This is a genomic window from Stenotrophomonas sp. KH_029 (assembly GCF_057839765.1).
On sequence record NZ_CM174498.1, the window covers coordinates 3,269,884 to 3,295,591 of the forward strand.

General features: G+C 68.0%; 19 protein-coding genes. 8 read left to right on the forward strand and 11 right to left on the reverse strand.

Annotation, left to right across the window (positions count from 1 at the left end; translation table 11 throughout):
* The first annotated feature begins 108 nt into the window (after positions 1 to 108).
* Positions 109 to 915, forward strand: a complete 807-nt coding sequence (locus AC3ITM_RS14695) for a MipA/OmpV family protein (RefSeq protein ID WP_489266016.1) — start codon at positions 109 to 111, stop codon at positions 913 to 915.
* A gap of 163 nt (positions 916 to 1,078) precedes the next feature.
* Here the strand turns inward: AC3ITM_RS14695 and clpB are convergent, their stop codons facing one another.
* The gene (clpB, locus tag AC3ITM_RS14700) at positions 1,079 to 3,664 is read right to left on the reverse strand and encodes an ATP-dependent chaperone ClpB (RefSeq protein WP_489266018.1); all 2,586 of its coding nucleotides are present in this window, start codon (positions 3,662 to 3,664) and stop codon (positions 1,079 to 1,081) included.
* A gap of 204 nt (positions 3,665 to 3,868) precedes the next feature.
* Here clpB and AC3ITM_RS14705 point away from each other — a divergent pair, with 204 nt between their 5' ends.
* Positions 3,869 to 4,579 (forward strand): glutathione S-transferase, encoded by a 711-nt coding sequence (locus AC3ITM_RS14705; protein WP_489266020.1) that lies wholly within the window; start codon positions 3,869 to 3,871, stop codon positions 4,577 to 4,579.
* Positions 4,580 to 4,739: 160 nt separating this feature from the next.
* On the opposite strand, the gene AC3ITM_RS14710 is transcribed toward AC3ITM_RS14705, so the two are convergent.
* The 4 genes from AC3ITM_RS14710 to AC3ITM_RS14725 all read right to left on the reverse strand — a co-directional run bounded on the left by AC3ITM_RS14710 (position 4,740) and on the right by AC3ITM_RS14725 (position 9,862).
* Positions 4,740 to 6,329, reverse strand: a complete 1,590-nt coding sequence (locus AC3ITM_RS14710; protein ID WP_489266021.1) for a SulP family inorganic anion transporter — start codon at positions 6,327 to 6,329, stop codon at positions 4,740 to 4,742.
* Between the two features lie 192 nt (positions 6,330 to 6,521).
* Positions 6,522 to 8,243, reverse strand: a complete 1,722-nt coding sequence (locus AC3ITM_RS14715) for a thiamine pyrophosphate-dependent enzyme (protein ID WP_489266023.1) — start codon at positions 8,241 to 8,243, stop codon at positions 6,522 to 6,524.
* Between the two features lie 222 nt (positions 8,244 to 8,465).
* Positions 8,466 to 9,344, reverse strand: coding sequence for an XAC2610-related protein (locus AC3ITM_RS14720; protein ID WP_489266025.1), 879 nt, complete (start codon positions 9,342 to 9,344; stop codon positions 8,466 to 8,468).
* A 35-nt stretch (positions 9,345 to 9,379) separates the two neighbouring features.
* Positions 9,380 to 9,862: a DUF3574 domain-containing protein gene (locus AC3ITM_RS14725; protein WP_228884035.1), complete on the reverse strand. Its 483-nt coding sequence runs from the start codon at positions 9,860 to 9,862 to the stop codon at positions 9,380 to 9,382.
* 238 nt (positions 9,863 to 10,100) lie between these two features.
* Between AC3ITM_RS14725 and AC3ITM_RS14730 the strand changes: the two genes are divergently transcribed.
* From AC3ITM_RS14730 to AC3ITM_RS14750, 5 genes are all read left to right on the forward strand, one after another.
* Positions 10,101 to 12,551 (forward strand): TonB-dependent receptor plug domain-containing protein, encoded by a 2,451-nt coding sequence (locus AC3ITM_RS14730; RefSeq protein WP_489266027.1) that lies wholly within the window; start codon positions 10,101 to 10,103, stop codon positions 12,549 to 12,551.
* A gap of 77 nt (positions 12,552 to 12,628) precedes the next feature.
* Entirely contained in the window at positions 12,629 to 13,387 is a 759-nt protein-coding gene (otsB, locus tag AC3ITM_RS14735) for a trehalose-phosphatase (RefSeq protein ID WP_489266029.1), read from the forward strand.
* A 156-nt stretch (positions 13,388 to 13,543) separates the two neighbouring features.
* The gene (locus AC3ITM_RS14740; protein WP_489266031.1) at positions 13,544 to 15,325 is read left to right on the forward strand and encodes a glycoside hydrolase family 15 protein; all 1,782 of its coding nucleotides are present in this window, start codon (positions 13,544 to 13,546) and stop codon (positions 15,323 to 15,325) included.
* Positions 15,322 to 16,686, forward strand: coding sequence for an alpha,alpha-trehalose-phosphate synthase (UDP-forming) (gene otsA, locus AC3ITM_RS14745; protein ID WP_489266033.1), 1,365 nt, complete (start codon positions 15,322 to 15,324; stop codon positions 16,684 to 16,686). Before AC3ITM_RS14740 ends, otsA begins: the two co-directional genes overlap by 4 nt.
* Positions 16,687 to 17,066: 380 nt before the next feature.
* Entirely contained in the window at positions 17,067 to 18,353 is a 1,287-nt protein-coding gene (locus tag AC3ITM_RS14750) for an OmpA family protein (protein ID WP_489266035.1), read from the forward strand.
* A gap of 27 nt (positions 18,354 to 18,380) precedes the next feature.
* On the opposite strand, the gene AC3ITM_RS14755 is transcribed toward AC3ITM_RS14750, so the two are convergent.
* From AC3ITM_RS14755 to rluD, 3 genes are read right to left on the reverse strand one after another with little or no spacing between them, the layout of a single operon-like run.
* Entirely contained in the window at positions 18,381 to 18,797 is a 417-nt protein-coding gene (locus AC3ITM_RS14755; protein WP_489266037.1) for a thiol-disulfide oxidoreductase DCC family protein, read from the reverse strand.
* A 27-nt stretch (positions 18,798 to 18,824) separates the two neighbouring features.
* Positions 18,825 to 19,580, reverse strand: coding sequence for a peptidoglycan editing factor PgeF (gene pgeF, locus AC3ITM_RS14760; RefSeq protein ID WP_489266038.1), 756 nt, complete (start codon positions 19,578 to 19,580; stop codon positions 18,825 to 18,827).
* A gap of 29 nt (positions 19,581 to 19,609) precedes the next feature.
* On the reverse strand, positions 19,610 to 20,605 hold the full coding sequence (rluD, locus tag AC3ITM_RS14765) for a 23S rRNA pseudouridine(1911/1915/1917) synthase RluD (RefSeq protein WP_489266040.1): 996 nt from the start codon (positions 20,603 to 20,605) through the stop codon (positions 19,610 to 19,612).
* Between the two features lie 116 nt (positions 20,606 to 20,721).
* On the opposite strand from rluD, the gene AC3ITM_RS14770 reads away from it, so the two are divergent.
* A complete protein-coding gene (locus AC3ITM_RS14770) occupies positions 20,722 to 21,606 on the forward strand; it encodes an outer membrane protein assembly factor BamD (RefSeq protein ID WP_489266042.1) in 885 nt (294 codons plus the stop codon).
* A gap of 64 nt (positions 21,607 to 21,670) precedes the next feature.
* On the opposite strand, the gene AC3ITM_RS14775 is transcribed toward AC3ITM_RS14770, so the two are convergent.
* From AC3ITM_RS14775 to sucC, 3 genes are all read right to left on the reverse strand, one after another.
* Positions 21,671 to 23,305 (reverse strand): NAD+ synthase, encoded by a 1,635-nt coding sequence (locus AC3ITM_RS14775; protein WP_489266044.1) that lies wholly within the window; start codon positions 23,303 to 23,305, stop codon positions 21,671 to 21,673.
* A gap of 178 nt (positions 23,306 to 23,483) precedes the next feature.
* Entirely contained in the window at positions 23,484 to 24,359 is an 876-nt protein-coding gene (gene sucD, locus AC3ITM_RS14780; RefSeq protein WP_012511927.1) for a succinate--CoA ligase subunit alpha, read from the reverse strand.
* Positions 24,360 to 24,380: 21 nt separating this feature from the next.
* Positions 24,381 to 25,550, reverse strand: a complete 1,170-nt coding sequence (gene sucC / locus AC3ITM_RS14785; protein WP_179460232.1) for an ADP-forming succinate--CoA ligase subunit beta — start codon at positions 25,548 to 25,550, stop codon at positions 24,381 to 24,383.
* Between the last annotated feature and the right edge of the window lie 158 nt (positions 25,551 to 25,708).

Genomic DNA, 25,708 nt, shown 5'->3' on the forward strand with positions numbered 1-25,708 from the left:
ACCGCTGCGACGGGATCGCCAAGATGGCATCCCTGCAGTCGTCTCCCCGCCGCCCCTGGGCGGGCCGGTGCCGCTCTGCAGTCGTCATCCCCTTGCAGAGAACCCCGCATGAATTCGATTTGCCTGATCCTCGCCGTGGCCCCGTTGAGCCTGGCCTCCATCGCTACCGCCCATGCCGCCAATGAGAACCCCGACCCTGACCGCTGGGGCCTGGAGGTCATGGTCGGCGCTGGCGTGGCGCCGCGTTACAGCGGCAGCGAGGACTATACCGCGGTACCCCAGCTGGGCTTCGAAGTCAGCGCGCCGGGGGGCTGGTTTCTCGGCAGCAGTGGGTTGGGCTGGGGCACCACGCTGGGCGAGCACGGCAACCTCCGCGCCTACCTCGGCGGCAGCGACAGCCGCCGCGACAAGGACTCGCTGCTGGGCGGCTCGGACCATCTTCGCGGTATGGGTGACATCCATACACGGCTGCTGGTCGGCGTGGGTGGCAGTGTCTCGATCGGGCCGACCGTGCTGAGCGCCAACGCGCAGTACGCACCCAAGGACAAGGACCGCGGCGACACCGGGCTGGCCACCAAACAGCTGCAGCTGTCGCTGGAAGTGCCGCTGTTCGATGTTGCCGGCGGCAGCCTCAGCGCCAGCGTGTCCACCGAATACGGCGATGCCGGCTATGTGCAGACCTGGTACGGGGTCAGCGCGGCGCAGTCGGCGCGCAGCGGCTTTGCCCGGCACACCGCATCGGCGGGCCTGACCAGTGCCGGACTGGGTCTGAAATGGGTACGCCCGATCAATGCCAGCAGCAGCTGGTTCATCGGCGTGGAAGGCAACCGCCTGCTCGGCGATGCGGCCGACAGCCCGATCGTGCAGAAGAAGACCCAGCTCGGCGCGATGAGCGGTTACCAATACCGCTGGTGAACCGGGTCCGACCATGTCCGACCACGGGCCGGACCTACCGTCGTGATTCCGGCATGCCGGTAGGTCCGAGCCGCGCTCGGACGGCGCAGGGACGGGCGGGCCGCGCATGAAAAGGCCCGGTGGCAAACCGCCACCGGGCCCTGACGCATCGCCTGCTTGGGCTTCAGCCCTTGGTGAAGACCAGGTGGCCTTCGGCAGCGTCGACCGCAATCACATCGCCGCTGAGGAACTGGCCGGACAGGATCTTCTGCGCCAGTGGATTTTCCAGCTGCGACTGGATCGCACGCTTCAGCGGGCGGGCCCCGTAGATCGGATCGAAACCGACGTTGCCCAGCAACTGGAACGCCGCATCGCTGACCTCGATCCGCAGGCCGCGCTCGGCCAGCCGCTTCTCCAGCCCGTGCATCTGGATGCGCGCGATCTGCTTGATCTGCGCCTTGTCCAGCGGGTGGAACACCACGATGTCGTCCAGCCGGTTGATGAACTCCGGGCGGAAGTGCGCCTGCACCACGCCCATCACCGCGGCCTTCATCTGCGTGTAGGCCTCCGGGCTGTCGTCGCTGCCCATGTCCTGGATCTGGTGCGAGCCCAGGTTGGAGGTCATCACGATCACCGTATTGCGGAAATCCACGGTACGGCCCTGGCCATCGGTAAGACGGCCATCGTCGAGCACCTGCAGCAGGATGTTGAACACATCGGTATGCGCCTTCTCAACCTCGTCGAGCAGGATCAGCGAATACGGCCGGCGGCGTACCGCTTCGGTCAGGTAGCCGCCTTCCTCGTAGCCGACATACCCCGGCGGGGCACCGATCAGGCGCGCAACGCTGTGCTTTTCCATGAACTCGCTCATGTCGATGCGGATCATCGCATCGCTGCTGTCGAACAGGAATTCGGCCAGCGCCTTGCACAGTTCGGTCTTGCCCACGCCGGTCGGGCCCAGGAACAGGAACGACCCGCTGGGCCGGTCCGGATCGGACAGCCCGGCGCGCGAACGCCGCACCGCATCGGAGACCACCTTGATCGCCTCTTCCTGGCCGACCACGCGCTCATGCAGCATCTGCTCCATGCGCAGCAGCTTGTCGCGCTCGCCTTCCAGCATGCGGTTGACCGGAATGCCGGTCCAGCGCGATACCACCTCGGCAATCTCCTCGGCGGTGACCCGGTCCTGGACCAGCTTGAAGTCGGTGCTCTCCGCTTCCTGCGCGGCGGCCAGCTGCTTTTCCAGCTGCGGCAGCTGCCCGTACTGGATCTCGCTCATGCGGCCGAAATCCTGGCGGCGCTGCGCCGCCTCCAGCTCCAGCCTGGCCTGCTCGATCTGTTCCTTGATCCGGGTCGTGCCCTGCAGCGCGGCCTTCTCCGCCTTCCAGACCTCGTTGAGATCGGAGAACTCGCGCTCCAGGCCGTCGATATCCGCCTCCAGGTCGGCCAGGCGCTGGCGCGACGCATCGTCCTTTTCCTTCTTCAGCATTTCGCGCTGGATCTTCAGCTGGATCAGCCGGCGCTCCAGGCGGTCCAGTTCTTCCGGCTTGGAGTCGATTTCCATCCGGATCCGCGAGGCGGCCTCGTCCATCAGGTCGATGGCCTTGTCCGGCAGCTGGCGGTCGGCGATGTAACGGTGCGACAACGTCGCCGCCGCCACGATCGCCGGGTCGGTGATTTCCACCCCGTGGTGCACGGCATACTTTTCCTTCAGCCCGCGCAGGATCGCGATGGTGTCCTCCACGCTGGGTTCGCCGACCAGTACCTTCTGGAAGCGGCGCTCCAGCGCGGCGTCCTTCTCGATGTACTTGCGGTACTCATCCAGCGTGGTGGCGCCCACGCAGTGCAGCTCGCCGCGGGCCAGCGCCGGCTTGAGCATGTTGCCGGCATCCATCGCGCCATCGGCCTTGCCGGCACCGACCATGGTGTGCAGTTCGTCGATGAACAGGATCACCTGCCCTTCGCTCTTGGCCAGGTCGTTGAGCACGCCCTTCAGGCGTTCCTCGAACTCGCCACGGAACTTGGCGCCGGCGATCAACGCGCCCATGTCCAGCGACAGCACGCGCTTGCCGCGCAGGCCCTCGGGCACTTCGTCGTTGATGATGCGCTGGGCCAGCCCCTCGACGATGGCGGTCTTGCCCACGCCGGGTTCGCCGATCAGCACCGGGTTGTTCTTGGTCCGGCGCTGCAGCACCTGGATGGTGCGGCGGATCTCTTCATCGCGGCCGATCACCGGGTCCAGCTTGCCGCTCTCGGCACGCGCGGTCAGGTCGATGGTGTACTTCTCCAGCGCCTGCCGCTGGTCTTCGGCATTTTCCGACTGCACGCTCTCGCCGCCGCGGATCTTGTCGATCGCCGCGTCGATGCGGGCCTTGTCGGCCCCGGCGGCGCGCAGCGCCATGCCCAGGGTGCCGCCGTCATCCAGTGCGGCCAGCACGAACCACTCGCTGGCGATGAAGGCATCGCCGTGCTGCTGGGCCAGCTTGTCGGTGTTGTTGAGCAGGCGGTTGAGATCGTTGCCGATGGACAGGTTGCCCTCCTGCCCGGACACCTTGGGCAACGCCTCCAGCGCCTCGTTGAGGCGCTCGCGCAGCACCGGCACATTGACCCCGGCCTGGGACAGCAACGGGCGCGTGCTGCCGCCCTGCTGGTCCAGCAGCGCAGTGAACACGTGCACCGGTTCGATGATGTTGTGGTCGCGGCCAACGGCCAGCGACTGCGCGTCGGCCAGCGCCTGCTGGAAACGCGAGGTGAGCTTGTCCATCCGCATGGTGTGATCCTCGATAGAAACCCGCTGGCCAGGCCAGCACTATCCATCAGATGCGGTTAGCCCGGCGTGTTTCAAGGGGCCATGAGATGGCATTCAGCCGCTGGCGAGGCCGGCCGTGCACCGCACGGCGCCCCGACGCCGCGATCACGCCCGCTTCCCGCCCCGACGGCGATGCTGGCCGCTGGTGGACCGGGAAGCGCACGCATGCACTACGAACTGTATTACTGGACCGGCATCCAGGGGCGCGGCGAGTTCATCCGGCTGGCGCTGGAAGATGCCGCGGCCGCCTACACCGACATGGCGCGGGTACACGGCGACGCGGTCATGCAGCCCTACCTGGACGGCAAGGTGGAAGGCCTGCAGCCGTTCGCGCCGCCATTCGTGCGCACCGGCAAGCAGGTAGTGGCGCAGGTGGCGGCGATCCTGGACCTGATCGGACCGGAACTGGGCCTGGTGCCGGAGGCTGCCTCGCGCCGCCGGCAGGCCCTGCAGTTGCAGTTGACCATCGCCGACCTGGTCGCCGAAGTGCACGACACCCACCACCCGATCGCCGCCTCGCAGTACTACCAGGACCAGAAACGCGAAGCCAAGGCACGTGCAGCGGCGATGCGCAGCGAGCGCCTGCCGAAATTCCTCGGCTACTTCGAGGGCGTGCTCGCCCACAACGGCGAGCGCCACCCACTGCGTGAGCACTCGTATGTGGACCTGTCGCTGTTCCAGCTGCTGAGCGGGCTGGAGTACATGTTCCCCCGCCGCATGCAGGCCCTGTGGCCGGCGCTGCCACTGCTGCACGCGCTCAAGGAACGGGTGGAACGGCGGCCCAACATCGCCGCCTACCTGGCCAGCGAACGCCGCGTGGCGTTCAACACCAACGGCATCTTCCGGCACTACCCGGAATTGGACGGCGACCGGTAGATCACGACCGTTGGTCGTGATCGCCTTGCCGCGGTTTGGTCGTGATCGCCTTGCCGCAGTTCGGCACCGGGCAACGGTCGGTGCACGCTGCGGTCACGACCAACGGTCGTGACCTACCGTCGGGCATGGGTAGGCACCGACCGTTGGTCGGTGCCGGCCGTCACCGTTCCTGCTTCTGCAGCGACAACAACGCCAGCAGCCCGGCCAGCGCCACATAGGCCCCGGCGAACTGCCACATGATGATCTTCGGCAGGCCGTCCAGTTGCCACGGCAGGTAAATGCCACCGCGCGGATCCACCGAGTGGATCAGGCCGAACAGGGTCAGCGCCGCGGCGACCAGCAGCAACGCCGACGCACGCAGCAGCCTGCCGTCGATCATCGCCACGACCGCGGCGATCCACAGCATCGAGGTGATGATGAAACCGTTGCCCAGGGTGAAGATCACCGCCAGCTCGGGCAGGCCGTGGCCATCCAGGGTGGAGGTCATCGCCGCCAACTGCTCCGGCGCGATCCAGCCCGGTGCCTTGATCGCCAGCAGGTAGGCCACCGACGGCAGGAAACCCAGCATCATCGCCCCGGCATGTTCGCGCGGGGTGGCCTGGAAGGCCTGGGTGGTGATGTCGATGGCCACATACACGATGATCGGCGCCAGCACCGCCAGCGGCAGCCACTGCACCAGCCCGGAAATCACCCCCAGCATGCCGCCGACGCCGACGAACAGGCCGGTCAGCAACGTGTAACCGCTGCGCGCGCCCATGTGCTTGTAGGCCGGCTGCCCGATGTACGGGGTGGTCTGCGCCACGCCGCCGCAGAACCCGGCCACCAGCGTGGCCACCGCCTCCACCAGCAGGATGTCGCGGGTACGGTAGTCGTCGCCGGCCGCGCGCGCGCTTTCGGAGACGTTGATGCCGCCCACCACCATCAGCAGGCCGAACGGCAGCAGCAGCGGCAGGTAGGTGATCGCAGTCGGCAGCCCATCGATGAAGCCCAGCGTCGGCCACGGCAGCACCACTTGCGGCGGTACCCACTCGGGCACCTTGAAGCCCGGCGCGCCCAGCCCGGCCAGACCCAGGCCGTAGTACAGGATCGTGCCGAACACGAAGGCGACCAGCACGCCCGGCGCGCGGATCGGCAGCTTGCGCTTGGCGATCAACACGTACAGCAGCAGGCCCAGGGTGACGAAACCGACGATCGGCGAACGCAGCGTTTCCAGCAGCGGCAGGAAGCCCATCAGCACGATCGCGATGCCGGCGATGGAGCCCAGCAGCGACGCCCGCGGCAGCGCGCGGGTGACCGCCTCGCCGAAGAACGACAGGATCACCTTGAGCACGCCCATGATCACCAGCGAGGCCATGCCCAGCTGCCAGGTGGCGATCGCCGCATCGTGCGGGGCCAGCCCCTGCGCCTTGAAGGCCAGGAACGCCGGGCCCAGCACCAGCAGCGCCATGCCGATGCTGGTCGGCGCATCCAGGCCCAGCGGCATCGCGGTGACATCGTCGCGGCCGGTGCGCGCGGCCAGCCGGCGCGCCATCCAGGTGTACAGCACGTTGCCGACCAGCACGCCGAAGGCGGTGCCCGGGAACATGCGGCCGAACACCACGTCGGCGGGGAACTGGAAGATGCCGACCAGGGCCATCGCGATGAAGCCCAGGATCGACAGGTTGTCGACCACCAGGCCGAAGAAGCCATTGAGATCGCCGGCAACGAACCAGCGGGGTGGTGCGGAGCGGCCAGGAGCGGAGGCGGACATGCGCGGGCACTGCCTTGGGAGGGGGTAGCCGATGGTAGGGCCTCACCGCCGCCAGTAACAGGCGCATGAATGGAACGCCGGGGTACGTGGGCGCACCCCGGCCGATGCCGACCAACGGTCGGCACCTACCCGATGGGTCCCCCGGTAGGTCACCACCGTTGGTGGTGACGCCGGCCGCGGAGGAAGGCCCGATCAGGGCTTGTTGAGGAAATTGTTGGCCAACAGGTCGCGCACATCCCCCACCCGCCCGCTCAGCAATGCCTTGGCCGCATACAGCGCGGTACCGGCCACCTGCCTGGCTTCCACCTGGGGCGGCATCACCAGCTCGGTGGGGCTGGTATGCACGTCCAGCAGCGCCGGGCCGGGATGGGCCAGGAAATCGCGGACCGCCGGTTCCAGGTCCTCCGAGCGGGTCACGGTGCGCCCATAAAAGCCGATCACCTCGGCCAGCCGGCCGAAATCGGGGTTCTTCAGGGTGGTGTAGTTGTCCAACAGGCCTTCCACCTTCTGCTCCAGCTCGACGAAGTTGAGCGAGCTGTTGTTGTAGACCACCACCTTGATCGGCAGGTCTTCCTGCACGGCGGTGAGCAGGTCGCCCAGCAGCATCGCGATGCCGCCGTCGCCGGACAGCGAGATCACCTGGCGCCCCGGATAGGCCTTCTGCAGGCCCAGCGCCTGCGGCATGGCGTTGGCCATCGTGCCGTGCAGCAGGCTGGTCAGGGTGCGGCGGCGGCCATTGGTACGGATATGGCGCAGGATCCATACCATCGGCGAGCCGCCGTCGGCGGTGAACAGCGCATCGTCGCTGGCATGGCGGTCGATCAGCGCGGTCAGGTGCTGCGGGTGGATCAGCGTGCCCTCGCCGGGCTGCTCTTCCTTGGCGCGGGTGGCCAGCGCCTTCTCACGGTGGCCGATGCACTCGTCCAGGAAACTGCGGTCCTCGCGCGGCGGCAACAGCGGCAGCAACGCCTGCAGCGTCGGTCCGATATCGCCGACCACGCCCAGGTCCACCGGGTGGCGGCGGCCCAGGTGGCTGCCGTCGCGGTCCACCTGGATCAGCGTGGCCTTGTCCGGGTAGTACTGGCCCCAGGCGAAGTCCGCGCCGAGCAGCAACAGCGTGTCGCAGGCCATCAGCGTGTGGTAGCCCGATTCGATCCCGAAGATGCCGGTCATGCCCATGTTGTACGGGTTGTCGTGCTCGACGAAATCCTTGGCCCGCGAGGTGTGCGCGATCGGCGCCTGCAGCCGCTCACCCAGTGCCACCAGCGCATCATGGGCATGCTCGCAGCCGGCGCCGGCATAGATGCCGATGCGTTTGCCCTGCCCGATCAGCGCGGCGATGCGCTGCAGTTCCTCATCGCTGGGGCGCAGCACCGGCTGGGTGTAATGCACCGAGAACGGCACATCATCGCCCACCATCGCCTCGCTGATGTCGGCCGGCAGGATCACCACCGCCACCCCGCGCCGGCTGATCGCGGCCTGGCAGGCCAGTGCCACCACCCGGCGCGCCTGCTGCGGGCTGTGCACCTGCTCGCAGAACACGCTGCAGCTGGCATAGACCGCCTTGAAATCGACCTCCTGCGGAAACTCCATGCCCAGTTCGGCGGTGACCACCTGGCTGGCGATCAGCACCATCGGCGCGCGGTTGCGGTTGGTCTCGAACACGCCGTTGATGAAGTGCAGCCCGCCCGGCCCGCACGAGCCGGCGCAGGCGGTCAGCCGCCCGCTGACCAGCGATTCGGCGCCGGCGGCGAACGCGGCCACCTCCTCATGGCGCATGTGCACCCACTCGATCTCGCTGTGGTGGATGGCAGCGGTGACGTAGTTGAGGGTATCGCCGACGATGCCGTAGCAATGACGGACACCGGCGACCTGCAGGGTTTCAACCACGATCTCGGCAACGCGCTTGCTCATGGCGGGATTTCCTCAAAGCGGGACCTTCGAGCCTAGCGATGCGCGGGTGACACCGATGTGCGCGGCGCGGCGGTACCGCATATCGAGCCCGCCGGCCGTAGATCCACGCCATGCGTGGATGCGCGCGTGATGATCCTGCCGGGCGTCGCCAGGCGCCGTGGATGCGCGCCCTGGGCGGGGCCTCCCGCCTGGGCATCGCGCGCAGCCGGCCGGCGGCCGGCACTACCGGTCGTGCACGTTCACCCAGCCCAGCACCGCGCCGCGCTGGGGGTTGTTGTAACGCACCTTTATCCAGCCATCAGCTTCATCCAGCAGTTCCACCCGGTCATCCTGCAGCAGATAGCGCCGGGTCGTTGTGTCACCGGGCTTGGCGTACAGCGGCAGCCGCGCCGGCACCACCTGGCCACTGACCGCCAGCAGGGGCGCGCGGCCACGCGGCGCCACCAGACCATCGGCGATGGCCGTTTCCACTACCTTACCGGCCACATCGAACGTGCTCCAGACCGCCAGCGGCCCGCTCTCGGCGGTCTGCCTGACCAGCACGAACGCCTCCAATGCGTCGCCCACCATCAACATGCGCTCGGCGCGGTACAGGTACAGGCGCGCGCCGTCGAAGCGGTACTGGTCCACGTACCACATCGGCCCACTGCGGCAGGTACTGCTCAACAGGCGGTTGCCGGCATCCACGGTCAGGCCCATCAGGTTGCCGCACTGGTCGTTGCCATGGGTGATCGCGCGCAACTCCACCAGTTGCTGCTGGCCGGGGTCATAGCGGTACACCGCCACCGCCTCGTTGACCATGCCCACCTGTGCCCGCGCGACCAGCTCGGGGCGACCGTCGAAATCGACGTCCTCGGCGCTCAACCACGCGGCGCCGTCGGCATCGGCCACCCCGGTCAGGCGCTGCTGCCGGCCCGACGACAGCCGCACCACGATGCTGCCATCGGGCTGCACCCGCGCGTTGGCGGCCTGGCCCGGCGCGAAAACGAGCTGCAGGGCCGCGTCGGGGGCGGCATCGGGCGGCGCTGCGGCCACCGGCGCACACGCGCCCAGCAGCAGCCAACCCCACAGCGCGTAGCGCAACGAATCGATCCGGTTCATGCCTGCATCCTGCCGCGCCACCCTGGCGCCCTGGCTCAGAACGATACTTCAACCGCCTGCTGCGCCCACAGTACCGACTGGTGGCCGGTGGCCTGCTTCCAGGCCAGCCGGATCGCTTCGATGTCGGCGCGGCGTTGCGGGGTGTTCTCGTGCAGCACCACCAGCACCTTGGTGCGCAGGCGGTTGGGCTCGGCCGCGCCGCGGAACAACCACTGGCCATAGGCGTCGAACACGGTCAGCCCGTCGGGAAAGCGCGGGGTGACCTGCTTGTCGAGGAAGGCACGCCACTGCGTGTCGGTAATCGCGTCGGTCTGCCTGCGCTCGGAGGCGCCGCTTTCCTCGCCCACGCCGAAGTACAGCTCGCTGCGCACCCACCCGGCGGCGGCATCCGGGCGGGCGGCATCGCCCTGCAGAGTGGCGGTGGCCGTGGCCGGCGGGGCCGGCTTGGCGGTGGGCGCGGCGGTGGCGCAGCCGCTGGCGGCCAGCACCAGGGCGAACAGAACAGCGTAGGACTTCATCGAAAGGCTCCAGGAAAGCAGGCGTACAGGGGGAGGAAGGGTGCAGGACATCCGATGCCTGCATGGATCACCAGCGGTTATCTGTTGATGACCATAGGCAATGGGACTTGCATCACATCGGCCATCACGCCAAGATAATATATCGCTTCATCCGGATGGATTGGTAGTGCCGACTACTGGTCGGCAACGCCAGCTCTCCCCCGCCCCTCCCTCCCCTCGTCGTCCTGCTGGAGTCCGCATGTCCCGTCCGTCCGCGTCGCGCCTTGGCCTTGCCATCGCGCTCGTCCTCTCCTCCCCCCTGCTCGGCCAGGGCGTACTTGCGCAGGACGCGCCCGGCTCGGCCACCACGCTGGACACGGTGATCGTCACCGGCACCCGGGCGGTGGACCGCACCGTGCTCGAATCGACCTCGCCGGTGGACGTGCTCAGCGCCGAGGACATCCGCAAGGCCGGCGTGGTCAACGGTGAACTGGGCAGCGCGCTGCAGGCGCTGCTGCCCTCGTTCAACTTCCCGCGCCAGTCCAACTCCGGTGGCGCCGACCACATCCGCGCCGCGCAGCTGCGCGGGCTCTCGCCCGACCAGGTGCTGGTCCTGGTCAACGGCAAGCGCCGCCACAGCAGCGCGCTGGTGAACACCGACAGCAAGATCGGCAAGGGCACCACCCCGGTCGACTTCAATGCCATTCCGGTCAGCGCGATCAAGCGCATCGAGGTGCTGCGCGACGGCGCCGGCGCGTTGTACGGCTCCGACGCGGTGGCCGGGGTGATCAATGTGATCCTCGATGACGCCCCCGAAGGCGGCGCGTTCGAAGCCAGCTTCGGCGCCAACCACACCGACCTCAAGCCGATCGACCGCACCCTCACCGACGGCCAGACCAGCTATGCCAGCGCCAAGGTCGGCACCCGGCTGGGCGAGGACGGCGGCTTCCTGCGCGTGGGCCTGGAGCTGAAGAACCACGAAGGCACCAACCGCGCCGGCTTCGACCAGATCCCGCCGTGGGACCAGAGCGACACCAACCTGGCCCTGCAGGGCAAGCGCAACTACGTGCTGGGCGACGGCAAGACCCGAGACCTCAACGCCTGGATCAACACCGAGCTGCCGTTCGGTGAAACCTCCAAGTTCTATTTCTTCAGCACCTTCAACCAGCGCGACAGCGAAGGCGCCAACTACTTCCGCTACCCCGACAGCGACGCCAACTGGGCACAGGTCTACCCCAACGGCTACCGTCCGATTTCCGAGGGCGAAAACCGCGACGTGCAGGCCGTGGCCGGCGCGAAGGGGCAATGGGGCGAGTGGAACTACGACGCCAGCCTGGATTACGGCACCAACAGCTTCACCTACCGCCTGCGCGATTCGCTCAACGCCTCGCTGGGCCCGACCAGCCCGACCCGCTTCAAGACCGGCGACTACCGCAACGAACTGACCGTGGCCAACCTCGACCTGGGCCGGGTGTTCAACCAGGGCGACAACACCACCCACAGCCTGGGCCTGGGCGTGGAAGCACGCCGCGACCACTACCAGACCCGTCCGGGCGATCCCAACAGCTACGCGGCCGGCCCGTTCACCGACCGCCCGACCGGCTCGCAGGCCGGTGGCGGGCTGACCCCGCAGGATGCCACCAGCCTGTCGCGCGACGTGGCCAGCGCCTATGCCAGCCTGTCCAGCCAGTACGGCGAGCACTTCTCCAGCGACCTGGCCGCACGCTACGAACACAGCGATGACTTCGGCGGCGAGCTCACCGGCAAGCTCGGCCTGCGCTATGAGTTCACCCCGGCGTTCGCGCTGCGCGGCGCCATCTCCAACAACTTCCGTGCGCCGTCGCTGGCCCAGATCGGCTATGAATCCACCTCCACCGGCTACAACGCCGCCGGCCAGCTGGTGCAGGGCCGGGTGCTGTCGGTCAACAATCCCATCGCCCGTGGCCTGGGCGCGTCCAACCTGAAGCCGGAGAAGTCGCTCAACACCAGCCTGGGCTTCACCAGCCGTATCGGTTCGCACTTCGACCTGTCGCTGGACTTCTTCCAGATCGACATCGACGACCGCATCGCGTTGTCGGAAAGCATCACCGGCGACGCCCTCACCGACTACGTGCAGCAGCAGTTCGGCGTGGCCGGCCTGCAGAGCGCCAGCTTCTTCGTCAATGCCGCCGACACCCGCACCCGCGGCGCCGAACTGGTGAGCAACTGGCGGCAGTCGCTGGGCGATGGCGAGCTGGTCCTGACCGGCACCTACGCCTACACCAAGACCACGCTGAAGAACGTGCTGGCCACCCCGGCCAGCCTGCTGGCGCTGGACCCGGACTACGTGCTGTTCGGCGTGGAGGAAACCAACACCCTCACCGACGCCACCCCGCGTACCCGCGCCGCGCTGGCCGCCAGCTGGAGCAACGACCGCTGGGCGTTGAGCAGCCGGGTCAACCGCTATGGCAGCGTGACCCGCGTGTTCAACTTCGGCGACGGCTACATTCCGCGCCAGACCTATGGCGCCGAATGGCAGCTGGATGCGGAAGTGGAGTTCAAGATCACCCCGCAGTGGAGCGTGGCCATCGGTGGGCAGAACCTCACCGACAACTACTCCGATCCGTCCAACGAAGACATCCACTACTTCGGCAACCTGCCGTATGACGTGCTGTCGCCGATCGGCAGCAACGGCGCGTATTATTACGGTCGCGTGCGGTATACGTTCTGATCATGGATGCAGCCGGCCCACGGTCGGCTGCACCGCCATGACCTGACGATCACGCCCACGCTGGCATCGTGGCGGGCATGGCACACGACCTTCCCCCACGTCCGTCGCCACCGCTGCTGGACGACGCCTGCGCGTTGTTCCTCGATGTGGATGGCACCCTGATCGAGTTCGAACAGGACCCCGACGCCGTCACCCTGCTGCCGGAAGTCCGCGAGGCGATCGGGCGGATCAGCGACCGCCTGGAAGGCGCCGTGGCGTTGATCAGCGGCCGGCCACTGGACCAGCTCGACGCCTTGTTCCGCCCCCTGCACCTGCCTGCCGCCGGCCTGCACGGCCATCAGCTGCGCCGCGCCGATGGGCAACTGGACAGCCCGGCCAGCAGTACCGACACCAGCCAATGGCTGCATGCGGTCCACCAACAGGCAATGCGTTTTGCCCATGGCACTCCCGGCGTCCTGGTCGAAGACAAGGGCAGCAGCCTGGCCCTGCACTGGCGCGGCGCGCCGCATGCCGCCCAGGAGGTGCGTGCATTCGCCGAACGGCATATCCGCGGCCACGCCGGCTACCGGCTGCAACCGGGCGACCATGTGGTCGAATTCGTTCCCGAAGGCAGCGACAAGGGCCGCGCACTGCGGCAATTGATGCAGCAGGCGCCGTTCCGAGGGCGGCTGCCGGTATTCCTGGGCGACGATCTCACCGACGAATTCGGGTTCGACGCCGCCAACGCCCTGCACGGCTGGAGCGTGCTGGTCGGTTCGCGCGCACCCAGCGCGGCGGTGTTCGCATTGCCGCACATACGCAGCGTGCATGCCTGGCTGCGCGAAAATGCCTACTGAGGCCCGCCCGTTGAAACCGGCCTGTTGGACCAGGCCCGCAAACACCGCAGGCCCGGCACCGCGCCGGCCTGCACCGGCCTCCCGGCGGAGGCCCCCGACGCCGCCGTGCCCTGCGCAGCGCGCAATGCCGCGGCATGACACGAGATGTTGTGCACCATGAGCGAATCCGATCTGAATCTTGGCGTGGTTGGCAACGGCAGCTTCGGCGCGTTGATCGACCCGCATGCCCGCGTGGTCTGGAGCTGCCTGCCCACCTTCGACGGCGACCCCACTTTCTGCGCGCTGCTGCGCCCCAACCAGCACGAGGGCGGCGATTTCGCCATCGAGCTGGAAGACCTGGTCGGCAGCGAACAGGCCTACCTGACCAATACCGCGATCCTGCGCACGGTGCTGCACGACAAGCACGGCGGCGCGCTGGAAATCATCGACTTCGCCCCGCGCTGGCGCCAGAACGACCGCTTCTACCGCCCGGTCAGCCTGATCCGCCAGGTACGGCCGCTGGCGGGCAATCCGCGCATCATCGTGCGCGCCCGCCCGCTGGCCGACTGGGGCGCGCGCGTGCCCGACGGCACCTGGGGCAGCAACCACATCCGCTGGGTACTGCCCAACCACGTGCTGCGACTGACCACCGATGTGCCGCTGCGGCTGGTCCGCGATGGGCTACCGTTCGTGCTCAACCACCCGCTGCACCTGGTGCTGGGCGTGGATGAATCGCTCAACCGCTCGCTCAGCGGCTATGTGCAGGAGGCCCTGCAACGTACCGGGGATTACTGGCGTGAGTGGGTGCGCTACCTGTCCATTCCGCTGGAATGGCAGGACGCGGTGATCCGCAGCGCGATCACCCTGAAACTGTGCCAGTACGAGGACAGCGGCGCGATCATCGCCGCCATGACCACCTCCATCCCGGAGGCACCGGGCAGCATCCGCAACTGGGACTACCGCTACTGCTGGCTGCGCGACGCGGCCTTCGTGGTGCGCACGCTCAACCGCCTGGGCGCCACCCGTACGATGGAACAGTTCCTCGGCTACATCTTCAACCTGGCCACCGCCGATGGCAGCCTGCAGCCGCTGTACGGCATCGGTTTTGAAGCCAAGCTGGATGAAACCGAAGTGGCCTCGCTGTCCGGCTACCGCGGCATGGGCCCGGTACGGCGCGGCAACCTGGCCTGGGTGCAACGCCAGCACGATGTGTACGGCAGCGTGGTGCTGGCATCCACCCAGCTGTTCTTCGACCGCCGCCTGCAGGACCCTGGCGATGCGCATACCTTCGCGCGGTTGGAGCCACTGGGCGAACAGGCCTTCGCCCTGCACGACGTGCCCGACGCTGGGCTGTGGGAATTCCGCGGCCGCACCGAAGTGCACACCTACACCAGCGCGATGTGCTGGGCCGCCTGCGACCGCCTGTGCAAGATCGCCGTGCGGCTGAAGCTGGACGACCGCGCCGAATACTGGCGCGGGCGCGCCAACACCATCCACGCACGGATCATGCGCGAAGCGTGGAGCGAGCAACTGGGCCACTTCACCGACACCTACGGCGGCCACCGCCTGGATGCGTCGCTGCTGCTGCTGGCCGACATCGGCTTCATCGAGGCCAACGACGCGCGCTTTGTCGCCACCGTCGAGGCGATCGGCCGCGACCTCAAGCATGGCAACGCGCTGTACCGCTACGTGGCGCCGGACGACTTCGGCGAACCGGAAACCAGCTTCACCATCTGCACCTTCTGGTACATCGACGCACTGGCCGCCATCGGCCACCTGGACGAGGCCCGGGAGATGTTCGAGGAACTGCTGGCGCGCCGCAACCACCTGGGCCTGCTCTCCGAAGACCTGGCCTTCGATACCGGCGAGGCCTGGGGCAACTTCCCGCAGACCTATTCGCACGTGGGCCTGATCACCGCGGCGATGCGGCTGTCGCGCAGCTGGCAGGAGGCATCATGAGCCGCCTGGTAGTTGTCTCCAACCGGGTCGCCGTCCCCGGTGAATCGCGCGCCGGTGGGCTGGCGGTAGGCCTGCTGGCCGCGCTGAGGGAACGCGGTGGAGTGTGGTTCGGCTGGAGCGGCAAATCGGTCCGCGACGACAGCGGCACCGTGCACGAGCAGGTCGACGGCGATATCCGCTACATCACCATGGACCTCAACAAGCGCGACGTCGATGGCTACTACAACGGCTTTGCCAACCGCACGCTGTGGCCGCTGCTGCATTTCCGCCTGGACCTGGTCGACTACGACCGCGCCACCCGCGAAACCTATCGTCGGGTCAATGCGCTGTTCGCCGAAAAGCTGGCGCCGCTGCTGCGCGAGGACGACATCGTCTGGATCCACGACTACCACCTGATCCCGCTGGCGTCGCTGCTGCGCGAGCGCGGCATCGGCTGCCGGATCGGCTTCTTCCTGCACGTGCCGATGCCCTCGGCCGACCTGCTGCAGGCCATGCCCGACCACCTGCGGCTGTTCTCCAGCCTGTACGCCTACGACCTGGTCGGCTTCCAGACCCAGCGCGATGCCGACCGTTTCCAGTCCTACCTGCGCCTGTTCGGCGGCGGCCGGGTGCTGGCCGATGGCCAACTGGAAGCCCCGGGCGGGCGCCGTTTCCGCGCGGCGGCATTCCCGATCGGCATCGATACCGAACACATCGCGCGCCAGGCCAAGGCCGGCGCCAACAAGCCGGCCGTGCGCGACCTGCGCAACAGCCTGCGCGACCGCCAGCTGGCGATCGGGGTGGACCGGCTGGATTATTCCAAGGGCCTGCCGGAGCGCTTCCTGGGTTTTGAACGCTATCTGGAGCGCCATCCCGACCAGCACGGCAGCCTGACCTACCTGCAGATCGCACCGGTCTCGCGCGCCGATGTCACCGAGTACCGCCAACTGCGCAGCCAGCTGGAGCAGATCGCCGGGCATATCAATGGCGGCCACGCCGCCCCGGACTGGACCCCGCTGCGCTACGTCAACCAGAACTTCACCCACGCCACCCTGACCGGCTTCTACCGCGCCGCCGCGGTCGGGCTGGTCACCCCGCTGCGCGACGGCATGAACCTGGTCGCCAAGGAATACGTGGCCTCGCAGGACCCGCAGAATCCTGGCGTGCTGGTGCTGTCGCTGCTGGCCGGTGCGGCCGACGAACTCAAGCAGGCCCTGCTGGTCAATCCGCATGACCTGGACGGGGTCGCCGATGCGATCGCCACGGCGGCCACCATGCCGCTGCGCAAACGGGTGGAACGCTGGAACGCGATGATGGAGCACCTGCGCACGCACGACATCAACCACTGGCGCCAGACCTACCTGGAGGCATTGGAGGGGTAGTGCCGGCCATGTGCCGGCGGTGGTCCGCAACGCGCACCGGCACCCACTTTCCGGAGGCGGTGGGGACGCCCTCATGATGTCGCTTTCAGCACAAATTAATTGCGAATGAAACAATTCGCCTGACAGGCAGAAAACGCAGCATCAGCTATCGCAATCAGCACGCAAATTTCAGAAATCATCGCCTGTCCAACCAGTTGTGATGATAGGCATCCGAAATTGCTTGAAAACAAGCGCCCTCGCAAGCGAAAGATCCCGCGGAATTTCATTTCGCATTGACGTCCGCTGATCAAAGTGACGCCCCCAGAGCCCCTGCATATCGCATGGGGCGGGCCAGCGCAGCGCTCCCTGCGCGGCCCTGGTGACAACGGGGATCGCGATTCATGTCATTGCTAGACCGCTTCATTGAAGACACCGCCCGGCAGACCGGGCTGGGGCACCGCAGCAAGGCCCTGGTCGAGGTACTGGTGGCCTATATCCGCTGCCAACCCGACGGCCTGGAGGGATTGCACCGACGGTTCGAAGCGGCCGGCCTGGGGGCCCTGTTCCCCACCGGCGGCCGCGTCGGTGGCCTGCCGTCACGGCTGCTGGGCAGCCAGCTCGAGCGGGTGATCGGGGTCGACGAACTGGCCCGGCTGGCCCGCCGCGCCGGCTTTCCCGCCGGCATGTTCGCGGTGCTGGTGGCCGACCTGCTGCCGGCCCTGGTCCAGGTGCTGGAACAGGAGGAGCAGCAGGCGCGCACCGCCGCACGCCGCGCCCATCATCGCAGCGCGCACCGGCATGCCACCCACGCACTGCGCGGCAGCGCCATGCGCGGCACCTTGTGGCTGCTGGTCGCGGTGATCCTGCTCGGCCTGACCGGCTGGATCCACCAGAAGACCCGTGCCCCCCAACGCAACGCCGTCGCCCCGGCCACGGTCGCCCAGCACCCGCCGCGCCTGTCGCTGGTCGACAGCGGCGGGCATATCCAGGCCCGCGGCCAACTGCCCACCGAGTCCGACCGGCGCATCCTGTGGAACGCCCTGGTTGCCAGCCACGGCAAGGACCGGGTCGACGCGGACATCGCGCTGGACCCGCAGGCGGCCGCACCGCGCTGGCTGCCCAGGCTGGCCGCGCACCTGTCCGAGCTCAAGGCCGACGGCCTGCGGCTGACATTCGCCGGCGACACCCTCAATGCCGACATGAGCGCCCTGCCCGAAGCACAGCGGCTGGCCATCTCGGCACAGTTGCGCCGGCACTTCGCCCACTACCGCATCAACGGCCTGTGGGACCGCGGGATGATCGCGCTGGCCCGCCTGCCGCCCGGCCACAGCACCGAGCAGCTGGCCGCCGCGCTGAACCACACCCAGGTCAACTTCCACCCGCAGTCGGCGCGCCTGCGCGGGGACAGCCGCGATGCCCTGCGCATCACCGCCGATGCACTGCGCGCCGCACCGCCCGGGACCCGGCTGGCAGTAGGCGCGCACACCGACAGCAGCAGTGCCCCCCATGCCAGCCTGGCCCTGAGCCGGCTGCGCGCCACGGCCGTGGTGGACAGCCTGCACGACCTGGGCGTGCCGCCGTGCATGCTGCATGCACGTGGTCACGGCCAGGACCAGCCGATCGCCGACAACCGCAGCGAGGAAGGGCGGCAACGCAACCAGCGGATCACCTACAGCGTGCTGCGCTGATATACCGGTGCGGCCACCGCGCCGGGCTCAGTCGAGGAAACGTGCCGCCTGCCCGGGGCCGGGCAGCCAGCAGGCGTCATGGCGGCCGAACCAGCGGTAGCGGTTGCGGGCCAGCACACGGTAGGCGCGGTCGCGCAGCGGGCCCGGCACCGCGCGCAACAGGCCGGCCAGACGCCAGCCGCCGCCCAGGCCGGTCAGCACCCGCAGGATCGCATCGGTATCGGTCCAGGCCCGGTCCTGCTCGAGCAGCAGGAACGACAGTGGATCGTCCGGGTCCAGCCCGTGCCGGAGCAGCAGCGCCCGCCCGTTGCGGCCCTGCATCGCGGCGAAGCAATAGCGGCCGCGGCAGTCGAAACGCAGCAGGAAGCGCACCCAGCGGCTGCACAACGCACAGACCCCGTCGAAGACGATGACCGCTTCCTGCGGTGGGTCAACGTCGGTCATGGGAAGGTGTCCGACCATCGGTCGGACCTACCGCTCGATCCAGGCCAGTGTGGCCATGCGCCCGCTGCGGCGATCGCGGCGGTGCGAATAGAACCGCTGCGGGTCGGCGATGGAGCAGTACTGGCCACCGCTGATCCACGCCGGCTCCACCCCCACGCTGTGCAGCCGGCGCCGGGCCAGCGCGTACAGGTCCACCTTCCAATGGCCCGGACGGGTCGCCACAAAGGCCTGCGCCGCACCGGCATCGCGGTCGACAAAGGCGGCATGCACATCCTCGCCCACCTCGTAATGCGCCGGGCCGGCGGCCGGGCCCAGCCACGCCTGCAGCTGCGCGGCCGGGGTATGCATGGCCGCCACGGTAGCCTCCAGCATGCCATCGGCCAGCCCGCGCCAGCCGGCATGGGCCGCGCCGATTTCACTGCCATCGCGCGCGGCCAGCACCACCGGCAGGCAGTCGGCGCTCAGGATCGCCAGCACCACCCCGGGCACCGCCGTCACCGCCGCATCGGCGGTGGGTTCCAGCGCCACCCCGGCGGCCAGCGGCGGCGCATCCATGCGCAGCACGGTGGTGCCGTGCACCTGGCGCAGCCAGTGCGGCGCCGAGGGCAGGCCCAGCCCGGCCTGGAGCAGGTCGCGGTTGCGCTGCACCTGGTCCGGGTCGTCGCCGTCGGCGGCGTAGCGGTTGCCCATGTTGAACTGGTCGAACGGCGGCAACGAGCCCCCCGCACCGAAGCGCAGCGTGGTGCAGGCCTGCACGCCGGGCGGCGCGGGCCAGTCGGCCATCAGGACCGGGACGGGCGGGCGGCGCTCCATCAGCGGCGGCCGCGCTCCAGCTCGGCGAACTTCCTGCTGTCATCGCGCAGCGCGGCCATCAGGGCCAGCATGTCCGCCGGCGGCGGTGCGCTGTTGCTGATCGTCTCGCCGGTGATCGGGTGCACGAACTCCAGGGTCTCGGCATGCAGGGCCTGGCGCTTGAAACCGCGCAGCGCCGCGACCAGCTCGTCGCTGGCGCCCTTGGGCAGCTTCAGCGCCCCGCCGTACAGCTGGTCGCCGATGATCGGGTGGCGCAGATGCGCCATATGCACGCGGATCTGGTGGGTACGCCCGGTTTCCAGGCGGCACTCCAGCGCGGTATGGGCGCGGAAACGTTCGCGCAGGCGGTAATGGGTGATCGCATCCTTGCCGTCTTCGCGCACGGCCATGCGCACCCGGTCGCGCGGATGGCGGTCGATCGCCGCATCGGCGGTGCCGCCGGAAACCAGCGCACCGACCACGATGGCCAGGTACTGGCGGTGGACCTCACGCGCGGACAACTGCTCCACCAGCGCGGTCTGCGCCTGGATCGTGCGTGCGATCACCATCACCCCGCTGGTGTCCTTGTCCAGGCGGTGCACGATGCCCGCGCGCGGCAGCACCGACAGCGACGGGTCGCGGAACAGCAGCGCATTGACCAGGGTACCAGTGGGGTTGCCGGCGCCGGGGTGGACCACCAGGCCGACCGGCTTGTTGATCACGAACACGTGCTCGTCCTCGTACAGGACCTCCAGCGGGATGTCCTCCGGCTCGGCGTGGGTCTGGGTGTCGAGCACGACATGCAGGCTGGCCACCTCGCCACCGCGGACCGGGTCGCGGCCGCGGACGGTCACCCCATCCAGCAGGACGTCCCCGGACTTGATCCATTCGGTCAGCTTGGAACGGGAGAACTCGGGGAAGAGTTCGGCCAGGACGGCGTCAAAGCGCCGGCCGGCGGCGGTATCGGGCACCACGGCCTGGCGGGGGGATTCGGATTCAGAAACGTTATCGGACATGGGGGCAGCACCGCTGGGAGACAATTTTGGGGTCCTGGCGACCACTTTCAGTCGCAGGACAGGCCACTAGGCTATCATCGACCCCTCGTATTCCAGCCGCGTCCCGCCCTGACCCCATGATCCGACGCTCTTCTTTGCTGTCTGCGCCCGCCCGCACCGCCGCCCTGCTGCTGGTCCTGGCCCTCGTCGCCACCGGCTGCCATCGCGGTACCAAGGGCGATTCTCCGGACGAAGGCCTGCCGGTCGAACAGATCTACGAGAAGAGCCACCGCCTGATGGAAGGCGGCAACTGGAGCGGGGCCGAAGCCAACTTCCGGCGCCTGATCGCCCAGTACCCGTATGGTCCGTACACCGAGCAGGCGATGATCGAAACCGCCTACGCCCAGTACAAGGCCGGCAAGCACGATGACGCGGTGTCCAGCGTCGACCGCTTCATCCGTACCTACCCGACCCACCGCAACATCGCCTACATGTACTACCTGCGGGGCCTGGCCAACGGCAACCGCAACACGGTGTTCCTGCGCCGGGTGTGGTCGCTGGACGCCAGCCGCCGCGATCTGTCCACCCCGCGCCAGGCCTACGCCGATTTCAACATCGTCGTGGACCGCTACCCCAACAGCCGCTACGCCGCCGATGCGCGCCAGCGCATGCTGGAGCTGCGCGACGTGTTCGCCCAGCACGAGCTGGACAACGCCCTGTACTACCTGCGCCGCGAGGCCTGGGTGTCGGCCGCCGGCCGCGCCAACTTCCTGCTGGAAAACTACCCGCAGAGCGCCTTCCAGTACGACGCCGTGGCGACCCTGGGCGAGGCCTACACCCACCTGGGCAACAAGACCCTGGCCGACGACGCCCGCCGCGTGCTGGAGCTGAACCAGCCCGAGCATCCGTGGCTGCAGGGCAAGTGGCCGAAATACCCGTGGATGGTGCGCAAGCTGAACCCGTTCGCCGGCGAGAAATCGGCCAGCACCGGCCAGCGCAACGCCAAGCTGCAACGGAAGTAATGAAAAGGCCCCGAAAGGGGCCTTTTTTTATGCCTCACGCCGACCAACAGTCGGCGCCTGCAGGTCAGCCCTTGTACCCGTTGCTGATCGGATAACGCCGCTCGCGCCCGAACGCGCGCCGCGAGACCTTCGGGCCCGGTGCGGCCTGGTGGCGCTTCCACTCGCTGGTGCGCACCAGGCGCAGCACCCGGTCGACCACCTCGGCGGCGTAGCCGGCGGCCACGATTTCCTCGCGCGACTGTTCCTGGTCCACAAAGCGGTACAGGATGCCGTCCAGCACATCGTAGGCCGGCAGCGAGTCCTGGTCGGTCTGGTTGTCGCGCAGCTCGGCCGACGGCGGCCGGCTGATCACCGCCGGCGGAATCACCGGGGCGCCACCGACGGTGTTGCGCCACTTGGACAGGCCGAACACCTCCGTCTTGTACAGGTCCTTCAGCGGCGCGTAGCCACCGCACATGTCGCCATAGATGGTGGCGTAGCCCACCGCATATTCGCTCTTGTTGCCGGTGGTCAGCAGCAGCCCGCCGAACTTGTTGGACAGCGCCATCAGGATCACCCCGCGGCTGCGCGACTGCAGGTTCTCTTCGGTGACATCGGCCGCCTGGCCCTCGAACATCGGGCCCAGCGCGCTCATCAGCCCCTCGAACACCGGCTCGATCGAGACCGCCTCCAGCTTCACCCCCAGCGCGCGGCACTGTTCGGCGGCCAGGTCGTTGGACATGTCGGCGGTATAGCGCGACGGCAGCCGCACCGCGGTGACGTTGTCCGCGCCCAGCGCGTCCACCGCCATGGCCAGCACCAGCGCCGAATCGATGCCGCCGGACAGGCCCAGCCAGACCTTGCTGAAGCCGTTCTTGCGGCAGTAATCCTGGATGCCGCGGGTCACCGCGCGCCAGGCCAGCGCGTCCATGCTCTCATCGCCGTCATCGATCCATTCGCGCGGCAGGAAGCGGCGCGTGGGCGCGTCGTAGTCCACCACCAGCCACTGGTCGGTGAACGCCGCCGCGGCCGGGTGCACGGTGCCGTCGCCGTCGGCCACCACCGAGGCGCCATCGAATACCAGCGCGTCCTGGCCACCGACCACGTTGAGGTAGGCGATTGCCGCCCCGCTCTCGGCCGTACGTTCGGCCAGCAACGCGTCGCGCTGGGCGTGCTTGCCGCGCTCGTAGGGCGAGGCATTGGGCACCACCACCAGCTGCGCGCCCTGGCGCACGGTGTCGGCCAGCGGCTCGGCGAACCAGAGGTCCTCGCAGACCAGCACGCCGACCGGCACGCCCTTCAGCTCGAACACACAGCTGCCGCCGTCGGGGTCGACATCGAAATAGCGGCGCTCGTCGAACACCGCATAGTTGGGCAGCTCGCGCTTGCGGTAGGTGTGCTCGACCTTGCCATCGCGTAGCACGCTGGCCGCGTTGTACACCACCGAACCGGTGGCCTGCGGCCAACCGACCACGGCAGCGATGCCGGTGGTGGCCGCCGCGATGCGCTCCAGCGCCTGCGCGCAGTCCTGCAGGAAGCCCGGGCGCAGCAGCAGATCTTCCGGCGGGTAACCGCTGATGGCCAGCTCGGGGAACACCACCAGGTCGGCACCGTGTTCATCGCGCGCCTCGGCGATCATCGCGATGATGTTGTCGGTGTTCTGCGCCACTGCGCCAACCGGGAAATCGAACTGCGCCAGGGCAATGCGGAGCGAGGTCATGGGTGTCCAGCCTGTGGTTGCAATGCACGCATTGTAGATCCACGCCATGCGTGGATGGGGTTCATCGGCGTGCCCGGTTCCAGACGCAGAAAGGCCGCCCGGAGGCGGCCTTTCTGTTTCAAGCAGCCGAGCATGGCTCGGCCCTACCCGATCGTCAGCCGCTTCGCGGCTGGCGGTCTTATTTCACCAGCTTGGCGATGGCAGCGCCCAGGTCGCCCGGCGAACGGACGGTGACCACGCCAGCAGCTTCCATCGCCGCGAACTTGCCTTCGGCGGTGCCCTTGCCGCCCGATGCGATCGCACCGGCGTGGCCCATGCGCTTGCCGGCCGGAGCCGACGCACCGGCGATGAAGCCGACCACCGGCTTCTTCACGAACTGCTTGATGTACTCGGCACCGGCTTCCTCGGCGTCGCCGCCGATTTCGCCGACCATGATGATGCCTTCGGTCTGCGGATCTTCGTTGAACAGCTTCAGGCAGTCGACGAAGTTCAGGCCGTTGATCGGATCGCCACCGATACCGATGCAGGTGGACTGGCCCAGGCCGACTTCAGTGGTCTGCTTGACCGCTTCATAGGTCAGGGTGCCCGAACGCGACACGATGCCGATCTTGCCCGGCTTGTGGATGTGGCCCGGCATGATGCCGATCTTGCACTCACCCGGGGTGATCACGCCGGGGCAGTTCGGCCCGATCAGCACGGTGTCCGGATGCGAGCGGGTCAGCACGTTCTTGACGCGCAGCATGTCCAGCACCGGAATGCCTTCGGTGATGCACACGATGACCTTGATGCCGGCGGCAGCCGCTTCCAGGATCGCATCGGCCGCGTACGGCGGCGGCACGTAGATCACCGACGCATTGGCGCCGGTGCTCTGCACGGCGTCGGCAACGGTGTTGAAGACCGGCAGGTCGATGTGGGTGGTGCCGCCCTTGCCGGGGGTCACGCCGCCAACCACCTGGGTGCCGTACTCGATCATCTGAGTGGCGTGGAAGGTGCCCTGCTGGCCGGTGAAGCCCTGCACGATCACCTTGGTGTTCTTGTTAATAAGTACAGACATTGGATTTCCTTCGGTGTCGGATCAGGCAGCGTTCTTGACAGCTTCGACGACCTTCTTGGCACCGTCGTTGATGTTGTCGGCCGGGATGATGGCCATGCCGCTGTCACGCAGCAGCTGCTTGCCTTCTTCCACGTTGGTGCCTTCCAGGCGCACCACGACCGGAACCTTGACGCCCACTTCCTTGACCGCGGCGATGATGCCTTCGGCGATCATGTCGCAGCGGACGATGCCGCCGAAGATGTTGACGAAGATGCCTTCGACCTTGTCCGAGGACAGGATCAGCTTGAACGCTTCGATGACGCGCTGCTTGTTCGCACCGCCGCCCACGTCCAGGAAGTTCGCCGGCTCGCCGCCGTTGAGCTTGATCACGTCCATGGTGGCCATGGCCAGACCGGCGCCGTTGACCATGCAGCCGATGTTGCCGTCCATGGTGACGTAGTTGATGTCCAGCTCCGAAGCGGTCACTTCGGTTTCGTCTTCCTGGGTCTTGTCGCGCATGGCGACCAGCGCCTTCTGACGGAACGCGGCGTTGTCGTCGCTGTCGAACTTGCCGTCCAGCGCGTACAGGTTGCCGTCGTCCAGGATGGCCAGCGGGTTGATTTCAACCAGCGCCAGGTCCTTTTCGTTGAACAGGCGGTACAGGTTCACCATGATGCTGGCGAACTGGCCGGCCTGCTTGGCGGTCAGGCCCAGCTTGAAGCCGAAATCGCGGCCGTGGTAACCCTGCACGCCCTCGACGAAGTCGACGTTCAACGAATGGATCAGTTCCGGGGTCTCGGCAGCAACCTGCTCGATCTCCACGCCGCCTTCGGAAGAGGCGATGTAGGTGATGGTCTTGGTGCCACGGTCGACCAGCACCGACAGGTACAGTTCCTTGACGATCTCACCGGCGGTGGTCACCAGCACCAGGTTGACCGGCAGCTCGACGCCGGCGGTCTGGTAGGTGGCCATCTTGGTACCGAGCATCTTGGCCGCAGCGGCCTTCACATCGTCGGTGGTCTTGCAGAACTTGACGCCGCCAGCCTTGCCGCGGCCGCCCGCGTGGATCTGCGCCTTGACCATCCAGGGGCCCTGGCCCAGGGCGTTGGCAGCTTCAACCGCCTCGTCCGGGGTCGCCGCGACCTTGCCGGCCGGGACGGGAATGCCGTACTCGGCAAGCAGCTGTTTTGACTGGTATTCGTGGAAATTCATGCGTCACCGTGGGAATAGGAACGACCGCACGCATCTCCAAGGCTCCCTCACGGGCACCGGCACGGACCGCGGCGGGCCCACTATTGTGGACGAGCCGGCGCGCAGGCGCAAAGACACCAGCGCCCCGCCCCTGGCGGCGGTCCATTTCCGGCGGTTTT